Below are 17,866 nucleotides of genomic sequence, written 5' to 3'. Positions count from 1 at the left end.
AAATTTTGTTTTAAGAATTACTAGTGTTCACGACAAATCTACAATTTTTTTTTATTCGTAAAAGTTTCTTCCGTAAAAATCCATTCCTATCTTTGATTTTTGATAATTCTTCTATGGAAAATCTTGATGCTTCTAAATTTTATAAACTTCTATTAAGCGATCTTGGTTTTACGGCTAAAGCAGGACAGGATCTTGCATTACAGCAACTTTCCCGTTTCGTTTTAAGCAATAATAAAGATGAACTTTTTGTATTGAAAGGCTTTGCCGGAACCGGTAAAACCACGATTATCAGTACCCTGGTGAAAAATCTCTGGCAAATTAAGAAATCGGGAGTTTTATTGGCACCTACGGGAAGAGCAGCAAAAGTGATCTCTAATTATTCAAAAAAAGAAGCTTTTACCATTCACAAAAAGATCTATTTTCCGAAGAAAAGTGGTGGAAGCGGCGTACAATTTGTGCTTCAACCCAATAAACACAAAAACAGTATTTTTATTGTAGATGAAGCTTCTATGATCTCTGATACGCCTACGAATTCCAAATTAATGGAAAATGGAAGCTTGTTGGACGATCTTATCCAATTTGTCTATTCAGGTCATAATTGCCAGCTTATCTTAATTGGGGATACCGCACAGCTACCTCCGGTAAAAATGGAAATTAGCCCTGCGCTGGAAGCTGAAAAACTTCAATTTTCTTATAATAAACAAGTAAATCATATAGAACTGGACGAAGTGGTGCGGCAGGCGGAGGAAAGCGATATTCTATTAAATGCCACGAAAATAAGGCAAAGCCTGCAAGACGGTTTTTATGATAGTTTTCAATTTGAACTTACTCCAAAGGCAGATGTGGTTAGACTACAGGATGGTTATGAGATCATGAATGCTATTGAAGATTGCTATAATGAATTAGGGAATGAAGAAACCAGTTTTATTGTTCGATCTAACAAAAGGGCGAATTTGTATAACCAGCAAATAAGGTCCCGTATTTTGTTTCAGGAAGAAGAAATTTCAGCCGGAGATTATCTTATGGTGGTAAAGAATAATTATTTCTGGATAAAACCTAATTCCGAAGCAGGATTTATAGCTAACGGAGATATTGTAAAAGTCCTGGAGATTTTTGGTATAAAGGAGCTGTATGGGTTTCGCTTTGCCGAAGTTCAGGTACAAATGGTAGATTATCCCAAAATGCGACCTTTTGAAACCGTAGTTATGCTAGATACGCTAACCAGTAATACGCCGTCGCTTTCTTATGAAGAATCTAACCAGCTTTACCAGGAAGTGATGAAAGATTATGAAGATGAAACTTCTAAATATAAGAAGTTCATGAAGGTGAAGAACAATAAGTTCTTTAATGCCTTACAGATCAAATTTTCTTACGCCATGACCTGCCATAAATCACAGGGTGGGCAGTGGAACACCGTTTTTATAGAACAACCTTACCTGCCAGAAGGCGTTGGTAAAGAATATTTAAGATGGCTTTATACCGCTGTAACAAGGGCAACAGATAAGCTATACCTAATAGGTTTTAAAGATGATTTTTTCTTGAATAAATAGTTTTGCATCTGCTTCGATTCAAATATTAAAACCTAAATTTAACCTCTAAAACTATCTTTTTCGATGAATAATCCGCTTAAAATAATCGCAATGATTCCCGCCCGATATGAGGCATCTCGTTTTCCGGGGAAACTTTTAAAAGACTTAAACGGTAAAACAGTAATTACCAGGACTTATGAAGCTGCTAAAAACACCGAACTTTTTCAAGAAGTTTATGTGGTAACCGACAGTGATGAGATCTTTGCTGAAATAAATAAGAATGGCGGAAAAGCGATAAAAAGCAATAAGGAACACGAATGTGGCAGCGACCGAATCGCGGAAGCTGTGCAGGATATGGATGTTGATATCGTGGTAAATGTACAGGGAGACGAACCATTTATAGATAAAGACAGCCTGGCAAAATTACTAGTTGTTTTTAGGGAAGATGATGCCTCGGCCATAGATCTTGCCTCTTTAAAAACTGCCCTCTCCGAAAGTGACGAAATTACCAATCCTAACAACGTAAAGGTAATTACCAATAAAAATGACTTTGCGATGTATTTTTCAAGATTTCCCATTCCTTATCCAAGAAATACAGATGCGCAGGTAACTTATTTTAAGCATTTAGGTATTTATGCGTTTAGAAAACAAGCGCTTATAGATTTCTATAATTTACCGATGCTTTCTTTAGAATCTGCCGAAAAGATTGAGGCGATTCGATTCCTGGAATATGGTAAAAATATAAAAATGGTGGAAACTCAAATGCAAACCATTGGTATAGACACTCCCGAAGACCTTGATAAAGCCCGGGAAATTTGGAACAATTAGCTAACCGCTTCTTTATAAACTTTTAGAGCCCGTTCGCGGGCTTCTTTATGGTCTACCATTTTTTCTGGATAATCATCGGTGCCAAATTCTTCTACCCATTCTTTAATATATTTTTTATCCTTATCAAATTTATCAATTTGTGTAGTTGGGTTGAAAATTCTAAAATATGGGACAGCATCAACGCCGCTACCGGCTACCCATTGCCAGTTTCCAACATTAGAAGACATTTCATAATCCAATAGTTTTTCGGCAAAATAAGCTTCACCCCAACGCCAGTCTATAAGCAAATGCTTACAAAGAAAACTTCCTACCAGCATTCTAACGCGATTATGCATAAATCCAGACTTGTTTAGCTGTCGCATTCCGGCATCTACCAATGGATAACCTGTTTTACCCGATTTCCACTTCTCAAATTCTTCTTCATTATTGCGCCATTCAATACGGTCGTATTTCTTTTTAAAAGATTCAGTGACAGTATCGGGATTGTGATACAGCACTTGCATAAAAAACTCTCTCCAGATCAATTCATCGAAAAAGGTTTTATTTGTTTCGGCATTTGCCTTTTTTACCATCTTTCTAACGCTTACTGTTCCAAACCTAAGATGTGCTCCTAACCTCGAAGTACCATCTTTTCCGGGAATATTCCTGGTGTTCTCATATTGTTGGATTAAAGTTGGAGTAACATCATAATCCGGTACTTTAACTTCTGAAGTTTTGAATCCAATATCACTTAAGCTTAAATTAGGTAACCTGGTATTTTGAATAAGATTATCCAGGTACTGACTTGTATAATGAATTTTTAGATCCAGAGATTTGAAATGCTCTTTCCAAACCCTCATATAAGGAGTGTAAACTATATAAGGATCGCCATCTTTCTTTAGTACTTCATCCTTTTCAAAGATAACCTGATCTTTAAAAGTGTGAAATTCAATATTATTTTCAGAAAGTAGCTCGGCTATTTCCTTGTCTCTTTGAGCTGCATAGGGTTCATAATCATGATTGGTGAATACTTCTGCAATTTGATATTCTTTAATTAACTGCTTAAAAATTTCCTTTGGTTTGCCGTGATACATCGCGATAGAACTACTATAATCATCTTGTACTTCTTTTCGCATTTCCTGAAGTTGCTCGTGTATAAAAGTTACACGAGCATCATTTTTAGGTAATTTATCCAGTATTTCTGTATCAAATATAAAAATTGGTAAAACCGGTTTGTCAGATTTTAAAGCTTCGAGAAAACCTACATTATCATCTAATCTCAAATCACGTCTAAACCAGAAAATATTCACTTCTTTGCTCATTTACGAAATATTTAAAGTTGAAAGTCCGCCGTCTACTCCAATAATTTGTCCAGTGATCCAGCTATTTTCATCGCTTAACAAAAAGGTAGCTGCGTTCGCAATATCTTTGGCATTTCCAACCCTTTTAAGAGGATGTCTTTCACTCATTTTCTCTTTCTTCGAATCATTAGACAATAATTTTTCAGCTAATGGAGTATCGGTTAAAGATGGAGCGATCACATTTACGCGAAGGCTGGGAGCATATTCTGCTGCGAGAGATTTTGCGAAACCTTCAATTGCACCTTTCGCGGCGGCAACGCTAGTATGGAAGGGCATTCCAACTTTCACAGCAACAGTGCTAAAAAACACCAAACTTGCATTTTCTGCTTCTTTTAATTTCGGCATTACTCCCTGAACCACTTTTATCAAACTTAAGAAATTAAGATTCATTTCTTCCTCAAAATCTTTATGTTTTAGCATCTTAAAAGGCTTCAGGTTTATGCTGCCGGGGCAATAAACCAGCCCGTGTATTTTTTCCGGCAAATCGAGATCTTCAATATTATCTTTTAAAACATCAAATTCTAAATGCTTTATATCATCATTTAATTCGCCTTTATTTCTTGAAGCAACAATTACATTATTTTCTTTAACCAGTTGATTGGCGATTTCAAGTCCGATTCCGGTTGAGCCACCAATAAGTAAAATATTCTTTTCCATAATTCAATTTATTTAGTTTAGTATATCTTGTTTTAGGGTTGCGTTTTTAACTTTATTTTCATCGAATTCACCAAAAAGCTCTACAAGTTTTTTCTGCCTGTAATCAAAAATTTCTTTCAGTTTTGGAGCCACCAAAAATGGGTGAGCCATTTGCCCCAGAATTCCCAGAGGTAGCTTATAATCTATAATATCTTCCATTTCTACACCGCCGGGTATTTCTTTTAAAAAATGTTTGTGATGCCATAAAGCATAAGGCCCAAAGCGCTGTTCATCTACAAAGTATTCTTTGTCTCTTACGTGAGTGATTTCGGTTACCCATTTGGTTTTAATTCCCGCTATAGGGGTCACTATATATTGAATAATTTGCCCGGCAAACATTGGGCGATCGGCTCCAGAGATAATATTAAATCCCATATAGTTTGGTGTAATGGTCTTTAGATTTCCTGGGCTGGAGAGAAATTCCCAGGCTTTTTCCAGGCTAATAGGAAGTTTTTGGACCGATCTTTTAGTGTAGATTTTCATTCTAATTATATTTGATTGTAAAATTAAGAGTAGTTTTGTTTAAAATAAAATTATTATAGTTAAACAAAATATAAATGAAGTTGATTCTTATCTAAATTGGTAATCAATTTCTCGGTATATTTGATCAAACTAAAAACAAACTGAACAATGAAAAAACTACTTTTATTTTTATGTACAGCCGGGCTTATCAGTGCTGCCCAGGCACAGGTAAAGGCGCCTCAAGCCAGTCCGTTTACTAAAGTTGAACAAAAAGTTGGACTTACCGATGTCACTTTAGAATATTCCCGTCCAGGAATGAGAGATCGTGAGATTTTTGGCGATCTGGTACCTTATGGCGAAGTATGGCGTACCGGTGCTAACGAAAATACCAAAATCACTTTTAGTGACGATGTTACTGTTCAGGGTAAAGAATTAAAAGCGGGAACTTACGCTATTTACACAATTCCGAAGGAAGACGAATGGGAAGTAAAGTTTTATAATGATGCTTCTAACTGGGGAAATCCTGCTGAATGGAACGAAGAGAAAGTAGTGCTAAAAGCAACTGCAGAAGTGATGGAACTTCCATTTGAAATGGAAACCTTTACAATTATGATAGACGATCTTAAGAATGAATCGGCTGCGCTCAATTTTGTATGGGCAAATACAGTTGCCAGTCTACAATTTGAAGTGCCTACCGAAGAAAAAGCAATGGCCAGTATTGAGAAAACTATGAATGGCCCGGGAGCTGCCGATTATTTCGCTGCTGCAACTTATTATCACGATGCCAATAAAGATTTGGAACAGGCTTACGAATGGGTAAATAAATCTCTTGAAATGGGTAACCCGAATGCCTTCTGGATTCTAAGAAGAAAATCGCTTATAGCAGCCGATCTTGGTAAAAAAGAAGAAGCAATTGCTGCTGCCAAAAAATCTTTAGCTGAAGCTGAAAAAGCCGGAAACCAGGATTATGTAAAAATGAACAAAGACTCTCTAAAAGAATGGGGAGCTATGTAAAATAGATTTACAAAATAAATAAAAGCTGTTTGAAGCCTTGTTAAAATCGTCACCCTGAATTTATTTCAGGGTCTAAAATGTAAATACTCAAAAACATGTTAGAAGCTGAAACAAGTTCAGCTTGACGTCACAAAAAACTTTCAAACAGCTTTTCTTATATAGATCTAAGCTTCACAACTGGCACAATTCACCATATTGGCTATAAATTCTTTAGAAACACTTTGACTTCTTTGGTAGTATAGCGTTTTAACTCCCAGTTGCCAGGCTTCTATCATTAATTTATTTACTTCCCTAACCGGAAGATCTGATGGAATATTTAAATTCAAACTTTGTGCCTGGTCTATATATTTTTGCCTAACCGAAGCCTGTTGTATAATCTCTAACTGACTTATTTCTTTAAAGGTTTTAAAAACCATTCGCTCTTCGTCACTTAATTCTTTTAAATGCTGTACGCTTCCGTGATTTAGCATGATGCTTCGCCAGGTTTCTTCGGTATCCAATCCTTTTTCCTGGAGCAGTTGCTTTAAATATTTATTCTTCCGCATAAAATTACCTTTCGCCAACCCGGCTTTATAATAATTACTGCTAAAAGGTTCAATTCCAGGTGATGCCTGTCCTAAAATTGCAGAGGAAGAGGTAGTAGGCGCTACGGCCATTAAAGTAGTATTTCTTAATCCGTAGCCCTTTAGAACCTCGGGTTCGCCATAAATATTGGCTAATTCTTTACTTGCTTTTGTAGCTTTCTCATTAATTTCCTTAAAAATGGAATTCGTTAAACCTTTTGCTTTTAAACCTTCAAAAGGAATCCTATTTTTCTGAAGATAGGAATGCCAGCCCATAACGCCCAGTCCCAGTGCCCTGTGTCTTTTTGCAAATTTATTGGCAGGAGTGAGGTAATAATTATCTTCGGTTTTAGCAATAAATTCCTGTAAAACGGCATCAAGAAAATAGATAGCCAGTTTTACTGCCTCGGTATCTTTCCATTCGTCATAAAGCTCTAAATTCATTGAAGAGAGACAGCAAATAAAAGACTCTTCCTCGGTTGAGGGCAGTGCGATTTCTGAACACAAATTGCTGGAATTTATAACGTAGTTTTTGTCCTTATAAACTTGCGGCTTGAACCGGTTGATATTGTCTTTAAAGAAAATATAGGGCAAACCTTTTTGCTGCCTACTTTCTAAAACTTTAGCCCATATTTCTCTTTTCTCCCGATCGCCATCTATCATTTCCTGCATCCAGTAATCGGGCACACTAACGCCATAAAATAAATTTTGAATAGGGTTTCCAATATTTTTTATCTCGAGAAATTCTTTAATATCGGGATGGTCTATATCCAGGTAAGCTGCAAAAGCTCCACGGCGTACACCACCTTGTGAAATAGTATCCATAGCGGTGTCAAAAAGTTTCATAAAGCTGGTTGCTCCGCTACTTTTGCCATTATCGGTAACCGCGCTGCCACGACCTCGTAATTCCCCGAAATAGCCTGAAGTTCCGCCACCAATCTTGGTTTGCATAATTACCTCGCCCAGTTTGTGGGTAATTCCTTCAATATTATCGGGTACGTAGACATTGAAACAGGAAATTGGTAATCCGCGCTCGGTGCCCATATTGGCCCAAATTGGCGAACTTAAACTCATCCAGCCGCGCTCTATCATTTCTATAAAAGCTTCTGCCAATTCGGGTTTGTAGAGTCTCTTTGCCGCTGCGTTTGCAACGCGCTCAATAGCAGATTTTGTGGTTTCTCCTTTTAATAGATAACCGCGGTTAAGTATTTGCTGACTTTCTTCATTAAGCCACCATAAGCGGTCTTGTTGCGTTTCTTTAATTATTGTTTCTGGCATTTTGCTGGATTTTAAGTTGAAATATTGCTGCGGAATATTGTTTAAAAAAGATCATCGGCGGTGATGCTTTTATCGTGTTTGGTGTAATCTACCGGGCGCTTGGCAAAAAAGTCGTCTAAACTATTGGCGAAAACTTCTTCCTCAAACCATAACATGGCTTTATAATCATACTCTGAAACAAAGTAGATCTTTTCCAAACCAATTTTTTCAAGGCTATCGTCTATCCGATATTTCATAAAATTCAGCAGGTCTTCTTTTTTGCATTGTTCCAAAGCACCATCAGCAAAGATCCAATCCAGGATTTCAGATTCTACTTCCATAGAGTGGGCTATAATTTCCCTAATTTGGGTTTTAGTTTCCTCATTGAAGAATTCTGGAAATTCATTCTTAATCTGGTTTACGATATAAATGCCGGCATTGGCGTGAATTTGTTCGTCTACAGATGTCCATGCAATTATATTGCTCACATTCTTCATCACTCCTTTAAACCGACTAAAAGAAAGTATAATAGCAAACTGACTAAATAGAGATACGTTTTCAATTAAAATAGAGAATAAAATAAGGGAAAACACGTATTTCTTTTCATCTGAAGATTTTGTATTTGCTAAAGCTTCAGAAAGATAGGCCACTCTTTTTTTGATAACAGGAGTTTCTATTAATTTCTCGAACTCGTTGTTGTAACCTAAAACTTCAAGCAAACGGGAATAAGCTTCAGAATGCCTGAATTCACATTCGGCAAAAGTGCTTCCCAGGCCGTTAAATTCAGGTTTAGGAAGGTGCTGATATAGGTCTCCCCAAAAGGATTTTACAGCTACTTCAATTTGTGCAATGGCAAGCAGACTCTTTTTAATTACCTGTTTCTCATTTTCACTAAGATGAGAATGAAAATCCTGTACATCAGCAGTGAAGTCTACTTCAGAATGTACCCAGAATGATCGGTTGATAGCTTCGGTAAACTGAAGAATTTCGGGATATTCGAAAGGTTTGTAATTTACCCGTTTTTGAAAAATACTCATATCACTTTTGTTTTAGTTTTAAAATCAAAAGCATAAAAGCAAATAGGTGTCTATGGAAAAGAGAAGAGCGGGACGGCCGCAAAAATATTACCCAGGACATTTACTTTTTATGCGAAAGCAAAAGTCAGCCCGGTTGGGAAGGTGATCTGGCTTGTAGAAAAGTCTACTTTACAGTTGCGCAACAGCTCATGATTCTCACATGATTCCCCTTGTTTATTACAAAAAGTAATACCCGCCGGTATGATTTTACAAGAGTAAAGTTAAAGGGAATAAGCTGTGGTTTTATGAAAATAGCTTTGAGTTATAAACATAGTTTTTCACAAGTTAGCTTTGTATAAACAAGAAAGACTAACTGGCAATAATTTGGCCATGGGCATAGTCTTTGTTAAGTTTTGCCTGCAGTTTTAGCAATCAACCAGGAATAAAAATGAAACTCGTTTATTTACAAAATACCAATAATGCCTATGTTCTTAAAGCAGAAGTTACTTTTAAGTTCTTAGGAGTTAGTTTGGGGAGAAGATCTAAAATTTTTATTAGGAAATATTCAGATAAAAAATGGCGGGAAGAGAAATCTGGGAAATTAGCATCCAGAAAAGAAAAGTTTTATTTAAATAAATGGCTAAGCGATCATCAAAAGTTTGTGGAACATTACTAATTAAAGTTTCTCCTCTTTATATGTATTCTCATAACTTAAAATTGATAAAAGCCTAAAAAGTCAAGTAGTTTATCCCTTTAATTTTTACAAATTGAAATTCAAATGCCTTTTTCACTGATTAATTTTCGACTTATTTTTCAAAATCATTAATTCTATTACACTTGTAATAAAACTTCGAAAGGGAGAATATTAACAAGATTTTGAATGTTTGGTTTCCGCAGGTTTTTATAAATTGCAGGAAAGATATTTGATATTTTTCATTATTAACCCACTTAACCAGCAACATATTTATTTAAGTTATGAGTAATTATCATATTAAGAATTTAGAGGAGTATTTTCAAGTTTATAGAAAGTCGGTAAGAGAACCAGAAAATTTTTGGGAAGAAGTAGCCGAAGAACACTTTACCTGGCGAAAAAAATGGGATAATGTGCTGAGTTGGGATTTTAATAAGCCTGAAGTAAAATGGTTTGAAAATGCCAAGCTAAATATTACCGAAAATTGTATAGATCGTTATCTCTTTACCAATGCCGATAAAACGGCTATTATTTGGGAACCAAACGATCCTAAAGAAGAAGCGCAACATATCTCCTACGGAGAACTTCATAAGAAAGTCAATAAATTTGCGAATGTTTTAAAATCAAAGGGAATTGAAAAAGGTGATAGGGTTTGCATTTACCTGCCTATGATTCCTGAACTTGCCGTGGCTATGCTTGCCTGCGCCAGGATTGGCGCTATCCACTCCGTAGTTTTTGCCGGTTTTTCTTCTAAAGCACTCGCTACCAGAACCAATGATGCCGATTGTAAGATGCTCATCACTTCTGATGGATCTTACCGTGGAAATAAAACTATAGATCTAAAAAGTATTGTAGATAAAGCCCTGGAAGAATGTCCGGGAGTAGAAAGCGTGTTGGTAGCTAAACGTCTGGACTCTGATATTGAAATGAAAGAAGGGCGTGACGAATGGTTACAACCCTTACTGGATGAAGCTTCAGATGAATGTGAAGCCGAAACCATGGATGCTGAAGATCCTTTATTCATATTATATACTTCGGGTTCTACCGGTAAGCCAAAAGGTATGTTACATACCACTGCGGGCTATATGGTTTATACTGCTTATACTTTTAAGAATATTTTTCAGTATAAAGAAGGAGATGTATATTGGTGTACGGCTGATATCGGCTGGATCACCGGTCACTCTTATATTTTATACGGCCCATTAGCAAACGGCGCCACTACGGTGATGTTTGAGGGGGTTCCTTCTTATCCTGATGCTGGAAGATTCTGGGATGTGGTAGAAAAACATAAGGTAAATCAGTTTTACACCGCTCCAACAGCAATTAGATCTTTAGCTAAAAGAAATATAGAGTTTGTAGAAAGTCACGATCTTTCTTCTTTAAAAGTTCTGGGAACCGTTGGAGAACCTATTAACGAAGAAGCCTGGCACTGGTATAACGATAATGTGGGAAAAAATAAAAGCCCTATTGTAGATACCTGGTGGCAAACCGAAACCGGCGGAATTATGATTTCACCAATTCCGTACGTCACTCCGGTAAAACCGACTTATGCAACCTTGCCATTTCCGGGAATTCAACCCGCTTTAATGGACGAGAATGGAAATGAGTTAAAAGGAAACCAGGTAGATGGTCGTTTATGTATAAAATATCCATGGCCATCTATTGCCAGAACGGTTTGGCGCGATCACGAACGCTATAAAAACACCTATTTCTCGACTTTTAAAAATATGTATTTTACCGGAGATGGCGCTCTTAGAGATGAAGTTGGCTATTACCGAATTACCGGTAGGGTAGACGATGTAATTATCGTATCTGGTCATAACTTAGGCACAGCGCCAATTGAAGATGCTATAGATGAACACCCAGCAGTAGCTGAATCTGCAGTAGTTGGATTCCCACACGAGGTGAAGGGAAATGCACTTTATGCATTTGTAATTTTAAAAGAGGTAGGGGAGTCGAGAAATCACGATAACCTTAGAAAAGAGATCAACCAACAGATCAAGGATAAGGTGGGACCAATAGCAAAACCAGAGAAAATTCAGTTTGTTAGCGGACTTCCAAAAACACGAAGTGGAAAAATTATGCGTAGAATTCTGCGTAAAATAGCTTCAAACGAAACTGAAAATCTTGGTGATACTTCAACTTTATTAAACCCTGAAGTTGTAGATGAAATTATAAAGGAAGCTTTTTAAAGTATTCTGTTTAGAAAATACCAAACCTCACAGTTTTTTAAAACCTGTGAGGTTTTTTATTTCATTTAAAATCGAAATAATTTTTTCAAATTCAGTTTTCTATCGGTATTTAACTTTCCTAGAATCGTTAGAAAAGCAATGGCCGTAATAAAAGCATCTCCCGCTGCGGTATGGCGATCTTTGATGTCAATATTATAAGTTTCGGCGATTTCGTCTAGAGAATAACTTTTCTCTCTATTAATAAGATTCGAAATTATTCTGGTACCGCGGTATAAATTCACCGTGTCTAAAACTTTGTTTTTTAATTTTGGTAGCCCCATTCTGAAAAGAGCCTGATTGATCATTCCGATATCAAACCCTGCGTGGTGAGCCACCAGCACCGAATTCCCGATATATTTTAAAAAAGCTTTTACCGCTTCTTCTTCAGATAGAGTATCTATTCGCTCATTCTGAATAATTCCATGGATTTTCACGGTTTTAGGATTAAAAGTTTCCTGCGAAATATATTCTTCGAACCCGTCAGCTACATCTATAGATTTTTTATTTATAGCCACAGCACCAATCGATAGCATTCGGTCTTTTTTTAGATCAAATCCTGTGGTTTCAGTGTCAAAAACTACAAATCTTGTTTCGGTAATTTCTGTTGGAAGCTTTTCCTGGAATTTAGCTTCATAATCCTGCCAGAACTTCGGAAGATCTTCAGATTTATTTTTGAATATTTTCAGCATTAGATATAGGGAGTTACTTCAAAACGATATTTTACTAATTCCTGTACCTGTCTAATGCTTTTAAAGCAGCGTTTCAGTTTAATTTTTTCTTCTTTCCCAAGATTTTCGAGATCTATAAACCTACCGCTATTTCTATTTTCTAACCCGTGTTTGGTTCTAAATTTAATTAAGACCTTAGAGGCATAGGCGCAGGCCAGAAAGAGTTCTTTATTATTTGGCTCTAATTGAGCCAGTTTCTCAAAGCGCTCTGCTGTATTGCTAATATTCTTAACCTGATGATATAGAATAAGCAACCTTGCAGCATCTGTTATAGGAGTGATTCCTCGTTTTTTGATGTCGAAATAATCTTTGTTTTCCCCATCTTCTTCTACCAAAAATTGCCTGAAGAAACCAAGAGGTGAGGGATTTCGTAAAGCAGTGGCGCCCATTACAGCATAGAACTTCCTATTATCCTTTGTTAGGCTGAAAATATGATCAGCCAGCTCGTTTGATAATTTGATATTACCATAAGAAATATCAAAATCAAAGAAAATAGAACAAAGTAAAATCTCATCATTCCCGGGATCTATAATCCAATTGGTAAACTGGCTTTTCCATTCGCTCAAACTCAGGCAATATTTAGGATTTTTCGCCATCATTTCAGCCGGGCAATACTCATAACCAATTATGTTGAGTCGCTTGTTCACTTTCCTGGCTAATTCCAGGAAATACGCCCGGGTTTCTTCCAGTTTTTCCGCAGGCACATCTTCAAAAATAAGCGCATTGTCCTGGTCGGTTTGCAAGAGTTGTTCTTTACGCCCCTGACTTCCAAGGGAAATCCAGGTAAAATCGCAGGGTGGGGGAGTGGGTAGTTTTTTTATGCAGCGCTCAATGATTCTTTTAATTGTAGCATCATTCAGCTCAAAAATAATTTTGGAGATATGATTCAGCGGAATATTGGAATCAATAAATCCCCGAAGCAATAATGTGATTTTATGCCGAATTTTTTTTAATTCATTTGTACTGCTGCTTCGCTGAATCGCTTTCATAAGAACAGAGGGATTATGTCCTTCAGAAACCATAATATCGTGTTCAGAAAGTATACCTACTACTTTTGTATTTGGTGTGCCATCTTCGGTAATGCAAATGTGATTAATATGATGTTTCATCATAGTAAGTTGCGCCTGGGCAATACTCAAACCCTGCGGATAGCAAATTACCGGGGAAGCCATTATTTTTGAAATAGGCGTTTCAATTCCAAATGTACCCGTAGCCACCATATCTCTAAAATCCTCATCGGTTACGATGCCTTGCGGAATATTATTTTCTACTATTAGTACTGAGCCTACTTTTTTTCTACTCATTAATTGAGCCGCTGTTTTTATAGTAGTTTCGGGAGAGGTCATGACAACCTTCCTGGTAACCGGTGCGGGTTGAAGTTCAAATAAATTATTATTGGGTTTAAATTGATTTTCTTCAGGTTCTTTATCAGAAATCAACTTTCCCTTATGTGCCTCAGAATAAGGATTTCGGGTATTTGAAGCAAAACTCTGAATAAGGAAATTACCTACCTCTTTATTTTCTTCTGATAAAGGTTTAAATTTCTTGATGGGAATTGCGTAAAGCACTGTTTCCTCATCGGCAATAGCGTTAATGAGGTAATTTTCTTTGGCAAATAACGGTCTAAGTCCAAAAATATCGCCTTCATCACATTTATCAATAGTTTCCCGTTTCTCGTTATTAATGCGTTCTAAAGAAATTGCTCCTTTATTTACCACATAAAAACGTTTATGGCCAGTGTCACCTTCAGCAAATAACATTTTACCTTTTTCAAGGTATTTTACTTTTACTTGTTTTGAGATCGTTAGTAAATCTTCTTTGTGAAGAAGATTAAAGGGCGGATAATTCTTTAGGAAATCGGCTATTCGGGAAGCTATGGTATTCTTCATACCGCTAATTTAATCAAAATTGGAGACAGCTATTTTATTCAATTTTAAATATTAACTTCATAATCTTTGATCATATTTAAAATGACTTTCTCGGTTTCGGAAAGAGAGATATAATCTTGTTTTTCTTCAGATTTAATTTTATCAAAATATGGAACAATTTCCCCAGATTCGTAAGAATTAACCACCTTGGGATGCACGTAATAACTACGGCAAACCGCTCGTGTGTTACCTAAACCTTCGGCTGAAGCATCAAAAGCCTGAAGCATATTCTTTTTGTTTTGTTTTTCTTCCTCTGTATAGCCAATTTCCCGAAGGGTTTCAAAGAATATTTTAGTGGCGCTCCAGGTTCTAAAATCTTTAGCTGAAAACAGGTCGCCGCTAATTTCGTGGATGTAATCGTTGATCATTCCGCTGTCTATAGTGTGCTTATCGCCACTTTCATCATAAAATTTAAAAAGTTCCCAACCCGGGATTTCTTCACATTGATTTACCAGTTTTATAAGTTTTTTGTTTTTTACGGTTACCGAATGTTCCTTCCCTTTCTTTCCTATAAACTCGAATTTGATCCTGTTCTTATAAGTTTTTACGTGGCGGGTTCTAAAAGTAGAAAGTCCGTAGGTTTTATTTTTCTTGGCATAGTAATGATTTCCGATTCTAATATGGGTTTCTTCCATAAGTCTTAGAATCAAGGCGAGTACTTTTCGCTTACTCATTTCCGGCAAATCCAGGTCTGTATCTACCTGCTTTCTAATTTTTGGCAGATTTTCGCCAAAAGCAGCCATTTTAAAAAATTTAGATTCGTTTCTTAATTTACTCCAGGTAGGATGGTAAATATATTGTTTCCTGTTTTTCTCATCACGGCCCACAACTTGTAAATGGCCACTTTTTAGATGAGTGATCTTAACTTCCTGCCAGGCGGGTGGTATTACCAGGCTTTTTATGCGATCTATGGTTTTCTTGTCCTTTATACGTTCTCCTTTATATATATAGGAAAAACCGCGGCCCACTTTTTTGCGGCTAATAGAAAGCTTTTCTTCAGAAACATAGGTGAGATTGGCAAAATCTATAGCTTCATAGGGATTAGAAATTAGGCTGTTTACTTCCTCGGGAGAAATGGTCATTTATCTTTTTCAATAAATATAATTGGAAAAAATACCGCGGTGTAATAAAGAATTGTGAAAGTATACCTAAGAAAATGAAAAAGCCCTTTTCAGAAATTTCCGAAAAGGGCTTGATGCCATTAATGAAGTTTTAAGTTTTTTAGTCGAAATAACTAAAACTTTCTCCTTCCAATATTTTTAGAACACTTTCATAAATTAATTTAATCACGTTTTCTACATCACTTTTATGAACCATTTCTACCGTGGTGTGCATATATCTAAGTGGTAGTGAAATTAAAGCTGAAGGAACACCGCCATTACTATAAGCAAAAGCGTCGGTATCTGTTCCTGTAAATCTTGAATTCGCCATTCGCTGGAAAGGAATTTCTTTTTCCTGGGCCGTTTCAATAAGCAGTTCCCGCAATTTATTTTGTACGGCAGGAGCGTGGGCAATTACTGGGCCGTGACCAATTTTTGTATCGCCAGATTTCTTTTTATTGATCATTGGCGTATTGGTATCGTGGGTTACATCTGTCACAATAGCCACATTTGGTTTAATACGGTGCGTGATCATTTCAGCTCCACGAAGTCCAATTTCTTCCTGAACCGCATTGGTAATGTATAAACCAAAAGGAAGTTTCTTTTTATTTTCCGTTAAAAGCTTGGCTACCTGCGCGATCATAAATCCTCCCATACGGTTATCGAGTGCACGACAAACATATTTGTTTTCATTAAGGATAAAGAATTCATCTGGATAAGTGATCACGCAACCCACATGTACCCCTAATTCTTCAACTTCATCTTTGCTAGTGCACCCAACGTCTATACATATATTGTCTATTTTAGGAGACTGTTCACTATCTTTTTCACGAGTGTGAATTGCCGGCCATCCAAAAACACCTTTAACGATTCCTTTTTTTGTATGAATATTTACGCGTTTTGAAGCAGCAATTTGGTGATCGCTTCCGCCATTTCTTACTACGTATATAAAACCTTCTTCGGTTATATAATTCACATACCAGGAAATTTCGTCAGCGTGACCTTCTATTACTACTTTGTATTCAGCTTCAGGATTTATGACTCCAACTGCTGTTCCGTAGCTATCGGTGAAAAATTCGTCTACATAAGGTTTTAAATAATCCATCCATAATTTCTGCCCTTCAGATTCATAACCTGTTGGTGCGGCATTATTGAGGTATTTTTCAAGGAAATCTATAGATTCCTTATCAAGTATACTGTCTTTGCTCATAGTTTTGAATTTTCACGAATTTAGTAAGAATAAAATGTATGACAACTCATTATTGATTAATTTTGGAATGATTTTAGTACCATAGCAAGCTAAATATTTGGTGAATGCTTAGAACACTTTTTGTAATATTATTCTTTAGTTTTTCAGGACTTCTAGCCCAGGATAGTATCCCTGTTCAGGATACGCTGCAAAAAAAATATATGATTATTTCGGGTGACACGGTGCCAAGAGAAAGTATAGATCTTAATGAAGTAGTGATTTTAAAAAAACTTCATTTTGATGATCTGGCCGAAAGAAAGCGTTACCTTATATTAAGGAGAAAAACCAGAAAGGTATATCCTTATGCTAAATTAGCTTCGGAAAGGTTGATAGCTCTTAATGCCAGGCTGGAAGAAATAGATTCCAGGTCAGCTCAAAGAAAATATACCAGGATCGTTCAGGATTATATAGAGAAAGAGTTTTCTGCGGAATTAAAAAAGCTTACTCATACTGAAGGACAAATTTTAGTAAAACTGGTACATCGCCAAACAGGGACTACTGCTTTTAATCTTATTAGGAATTTAAAAAGTGGTTGGCGTGCTTTCTGGTATAATACCACTGCCAGTTTATTCGAAATTTCGCTGAAAGAAGAATTTGACCCTAAAAATAACCAGGAAGACTTTCTTATTGAAGATATTCTGCAGCGGTCTTTTGTTAATGATATCCTCGAGCCACAAGCCACTGCGCTGGACTTTGAATACGTAGAGCTCACTGATAAATGGAGTAAAACTAAAGGCCGATTAAATTAATTCGATCTCTTCCCAATATTTCTATAAAATTTTTTATCTTACAAGTTCCTTTTTTAGAGAGAGTTATAGTTTAGTTTTAAGTTTTCTTTAAAAAAAAGTTATTTGGGGCTTGCGGGGGAAGAAAACAGCAGTATATTTGCACCCGCTTTGAGACACAACGAGGGTTGCGGAGTAGAGCGGGAAGTTCATTACATATTGGGATACGGTGTTTTTTTAAGGCAATAAAGCTTAAAAAAATAAAAATAAAAAAAACTTATTTTTTTACTTGCCAGAATCAAAAGAGGGTTTATATTTGCAGCCGCAAAAACAGCGAAGGTTTTTAATAGAAACGGCAGTTGTTTTAGAGTTCTTTTGAGACTGGAAAGCTTTAAAAAAAAGTCAAAAATTTTTCTAAAAAAGATTTGGCGGATAAAGAAAAAGCATTGTATATTTGCAGCCGCTTACGGCGCAACTGAGTTCCCAAAAATACTGAAAAGAAATCCCGG

At 36.4% G+C, this 17,866-nt stretch carries 15 protein-coding genes and 1 riboswitch; of the genes, 6 read left to right on the top strand and 9 right to left on the bottom strand.

The genetic code is table 11. The features are described 5' to 3' along the window. The first annotated feature begins 113 nt into the window (after positions 1-113). Complete coding sequence (locus APB85_RS15945) at positions 114-1,550, top strand: ATP-dependent DNA helicase (RefSeq protein WP_057480846.1); 1,437 nt, start codon at positions 114-116, stop codon at positions 1,548-1,550. 63 nt (positions 1,551-1,613) lie between these two features. Next, positions 1,614-2,357, top strand: a complete 744-nt coding sequence (gene kdsB / locus APB85_RS15940; protein WP_057480847.1) for a 3-deoxy-manno-octulosonate cytidylyltransferase — start codon at positions 1,614-1,616, stop codon at positions 2,355-2,357. Here kdsB and APB85_RS15935 read toward each other — a convergent pair. Genes APB85_RS15935 through APB85_RS15925 form a run of 3 tightly spaced genes read right to left on the bottom strand, consistent with a single transcriptional unit; the run spans position 2,354 to position 4,876 of the window. Further along, positions 2,354-3,658 carry a cryptochrome/photolyase family protein gene (locus APB85_RS15935; protein ID WP_057480848.1) on the bottom strand — a complete coding sequence of 435 codons (1,305 nt, stop codon included), beginning with the start codon at positions 3,656-3,658 and terminating at the stop codon, positions 2,354-2,356. The two genes, kdsB and APB85_RS15935, sit on opposite strands and share 4 nt — an antisense overlap. Further along, complete coding sequence (locus APB85_RS15930) at positions 3,659-4,354, bottom strand: SDR family NAD(P)-dependent oxidoreductase (protein ID WP_057480849.1); 696 nt, start codon at positions 4,352-4,354, stop codon at positions 3,659-3,661. 12 nt (positions 4,355-4,366) lie between these two features. Then, a complete protein-coding gene (locus APB85_RS15925) occupies positions 4,367-4,876 on the bottom strand; it encodes an SRPBCC family protein (protein WP_057480850.1) in 510 nt (169 codons plus the stop codon). 147 nt (positions 4,877-5,023) lie between these two features. Between APB85_RS15925 and APB85_RS15920 the strand changes: the two genes are divergently transcribed. After that, positions 5,024-5,869: a DUF2911 domain-containing protein gene (locus tag APB85_RS15920; RefSeq protein WP_057480851.1), complete on the top strand. Its 846-nt coding sequence runs from the start codon at positions 5,024-5,026 to the stop codon at positions 5,867-5,869. Positions 5,870-6,033: 164 nt separating this feature from the next. Here APB85_RS15920 and APB85_RS15915 read toward each other — a convergent pair whose 3' ends face one another. Both APB85_RS15915 and APB85_RS15910 read right to left on the bottom strand, forming a co-directional pair. Next, entirely contained in the window at positions 6,034-7,710 is a 1,677-nt protein-coding gene (locus APB85_RS15915) for a ribonucleoside-diphosphate reductase subunit alpha (RefSeq protein ID WP_057480852.1), read from the bottom strand. Positions 7,711-7,751: 41 nt separating this feature from the next. Further along, positions 7,752-8,726: a ribonucleotide-diphosphate reductase subunit beta gene (locus tag APB85_RS15910; protein ID WP_057480853.1), complete on the bottom strand. Its 975-nt coding sequence runs from the start codon at positions 8,724-8,726 to the stop codon at positions 7,752-7,754. Positions 8,727-8,843: 117 nt separating this feature from the next. Next, a riboswitch (cobalamin riboswitch) is annotated at positions 8,844-8,978 on the bottom strand. Between the two features lie 175 nt (positions 8,979-9,153). Between APB85_RS15910 and APB85_RS15905 the strand changes: the two genes are divergently transcribed. Next, positions 9,154-9,381: a hypothetical protein gene (locus APB85_RS15905; RefSeq protein ID WP_057480854.1), complete on the top strand. Its 228-nt coding sequence runs from the start codon at positions 9,154-9,156 to the stop codon at positions 9,379-9,381. A 299-nt stretch (positions 9,382-9,680) separates the two neighbouring features. Beyond that, on the top strand, positions 9,681-11,588 hold the full coding sequence (gene acs, locus APB85_RS15900; protein ID WP_057480855.1) for an acetate--CoA ligase: 1,908 nt from the start codon (positions 9,681-9,683) through the stop codon (positions 11,586-11,588). A gap of 65 nt (positions 11,589-11,653) precedes the next feature. On the opposite strand, the gene APB85_RS15895 is transcribed toward acs, so the two are convergent. The 4 genes from APB85_RS15895 to APB85_RS15880 all read right to left on the bottom strand — a co-directional run bounded on the left by APB85_RS15895 (position 11,654) and on the right by APB85_RS15880 (position 16,593). After that, on the bottom strand, positions 11,654-12,316 hold the full coding sequence (locus APB85_RS15895) for a 3'-5' exonuclease (RefSeq protein ID WP_057480856.1): 663 nt from the start codon (positions 12,314-12,316) through the stop codon (positions 11,654-11,656). Next, positions 12,316-14,244 carry a DUF294 nucleotidyltransferase-like domain-containing protein gene (locus APB85_RS15890; protein WP_057480857.1) on the bottom strand — a complete coding sequence of 643 codons (1,929 nt, stop codon included), beginning with the start codon at positions 14,242-14,244 and terminating at the stop codon, positions 12,316-12,318. Before APB85_RS15890 ends, APB85_RS15895 begins: the two co-directional genes overlap by 1 nt. Positions 14,245-14,288: 44 nt before the next feature. Then, entirely contained in the window at positions 14,289-15,365 is a 1,077-nt protein-coding gene (locus APB85_RS15885; RefSeq protein ID WP_057480858.1) for a DNA topoisomerase IB, read from the bottom strand. Between the two features lie 139 nt (positions 15,366-15,504). Then, positions 15,505-16,593 carry a M42 family metallopeptidase gene (locus APB85_RS15880; RefSeq protein WP_057480859.1) on the bottom strand — a complete coding sequence of 363 codons (1,089 nt, stop codon included), beginning with the start codon at positions 16,591-16,593 and terminating at the stop codon, positions 15,505-15,507. 104 nt (positions 16,594-16,697) lie between these two features. On the opposite strand from APB85_RS15880, the gene APB85_RS15875 reads away from it, so the two are divergent. Then, positions 16,698-17,381: a DUF4294 domain-containing protein gene (locus tag APB85_RS15875; protein WP_057480860.1), complete on the top strand. Its 684-nt coding sequence runs from the start codon at positions 16,698-16,700 to the stop codon at positions 17,379-17,381. Positions 17,382-17,866 lie beyond the last annotated feature (485 nt).

The sequence above is a fragment of the Salegentibacter mishustinae genome (genome assembly GCF_002900095.1).
GTDB classification, from domain to species: Bacteria; Bacteroidota; Bacteroidia; order Flavobacteriales; family Flavobacteriaceae; genus Salegentibacter; species Salegentibacter mishustinae.
Note: the sequence above shows the minus strand (reverse complement) of the source record. Positions and strands in the feature narration are given on the sequence as shown.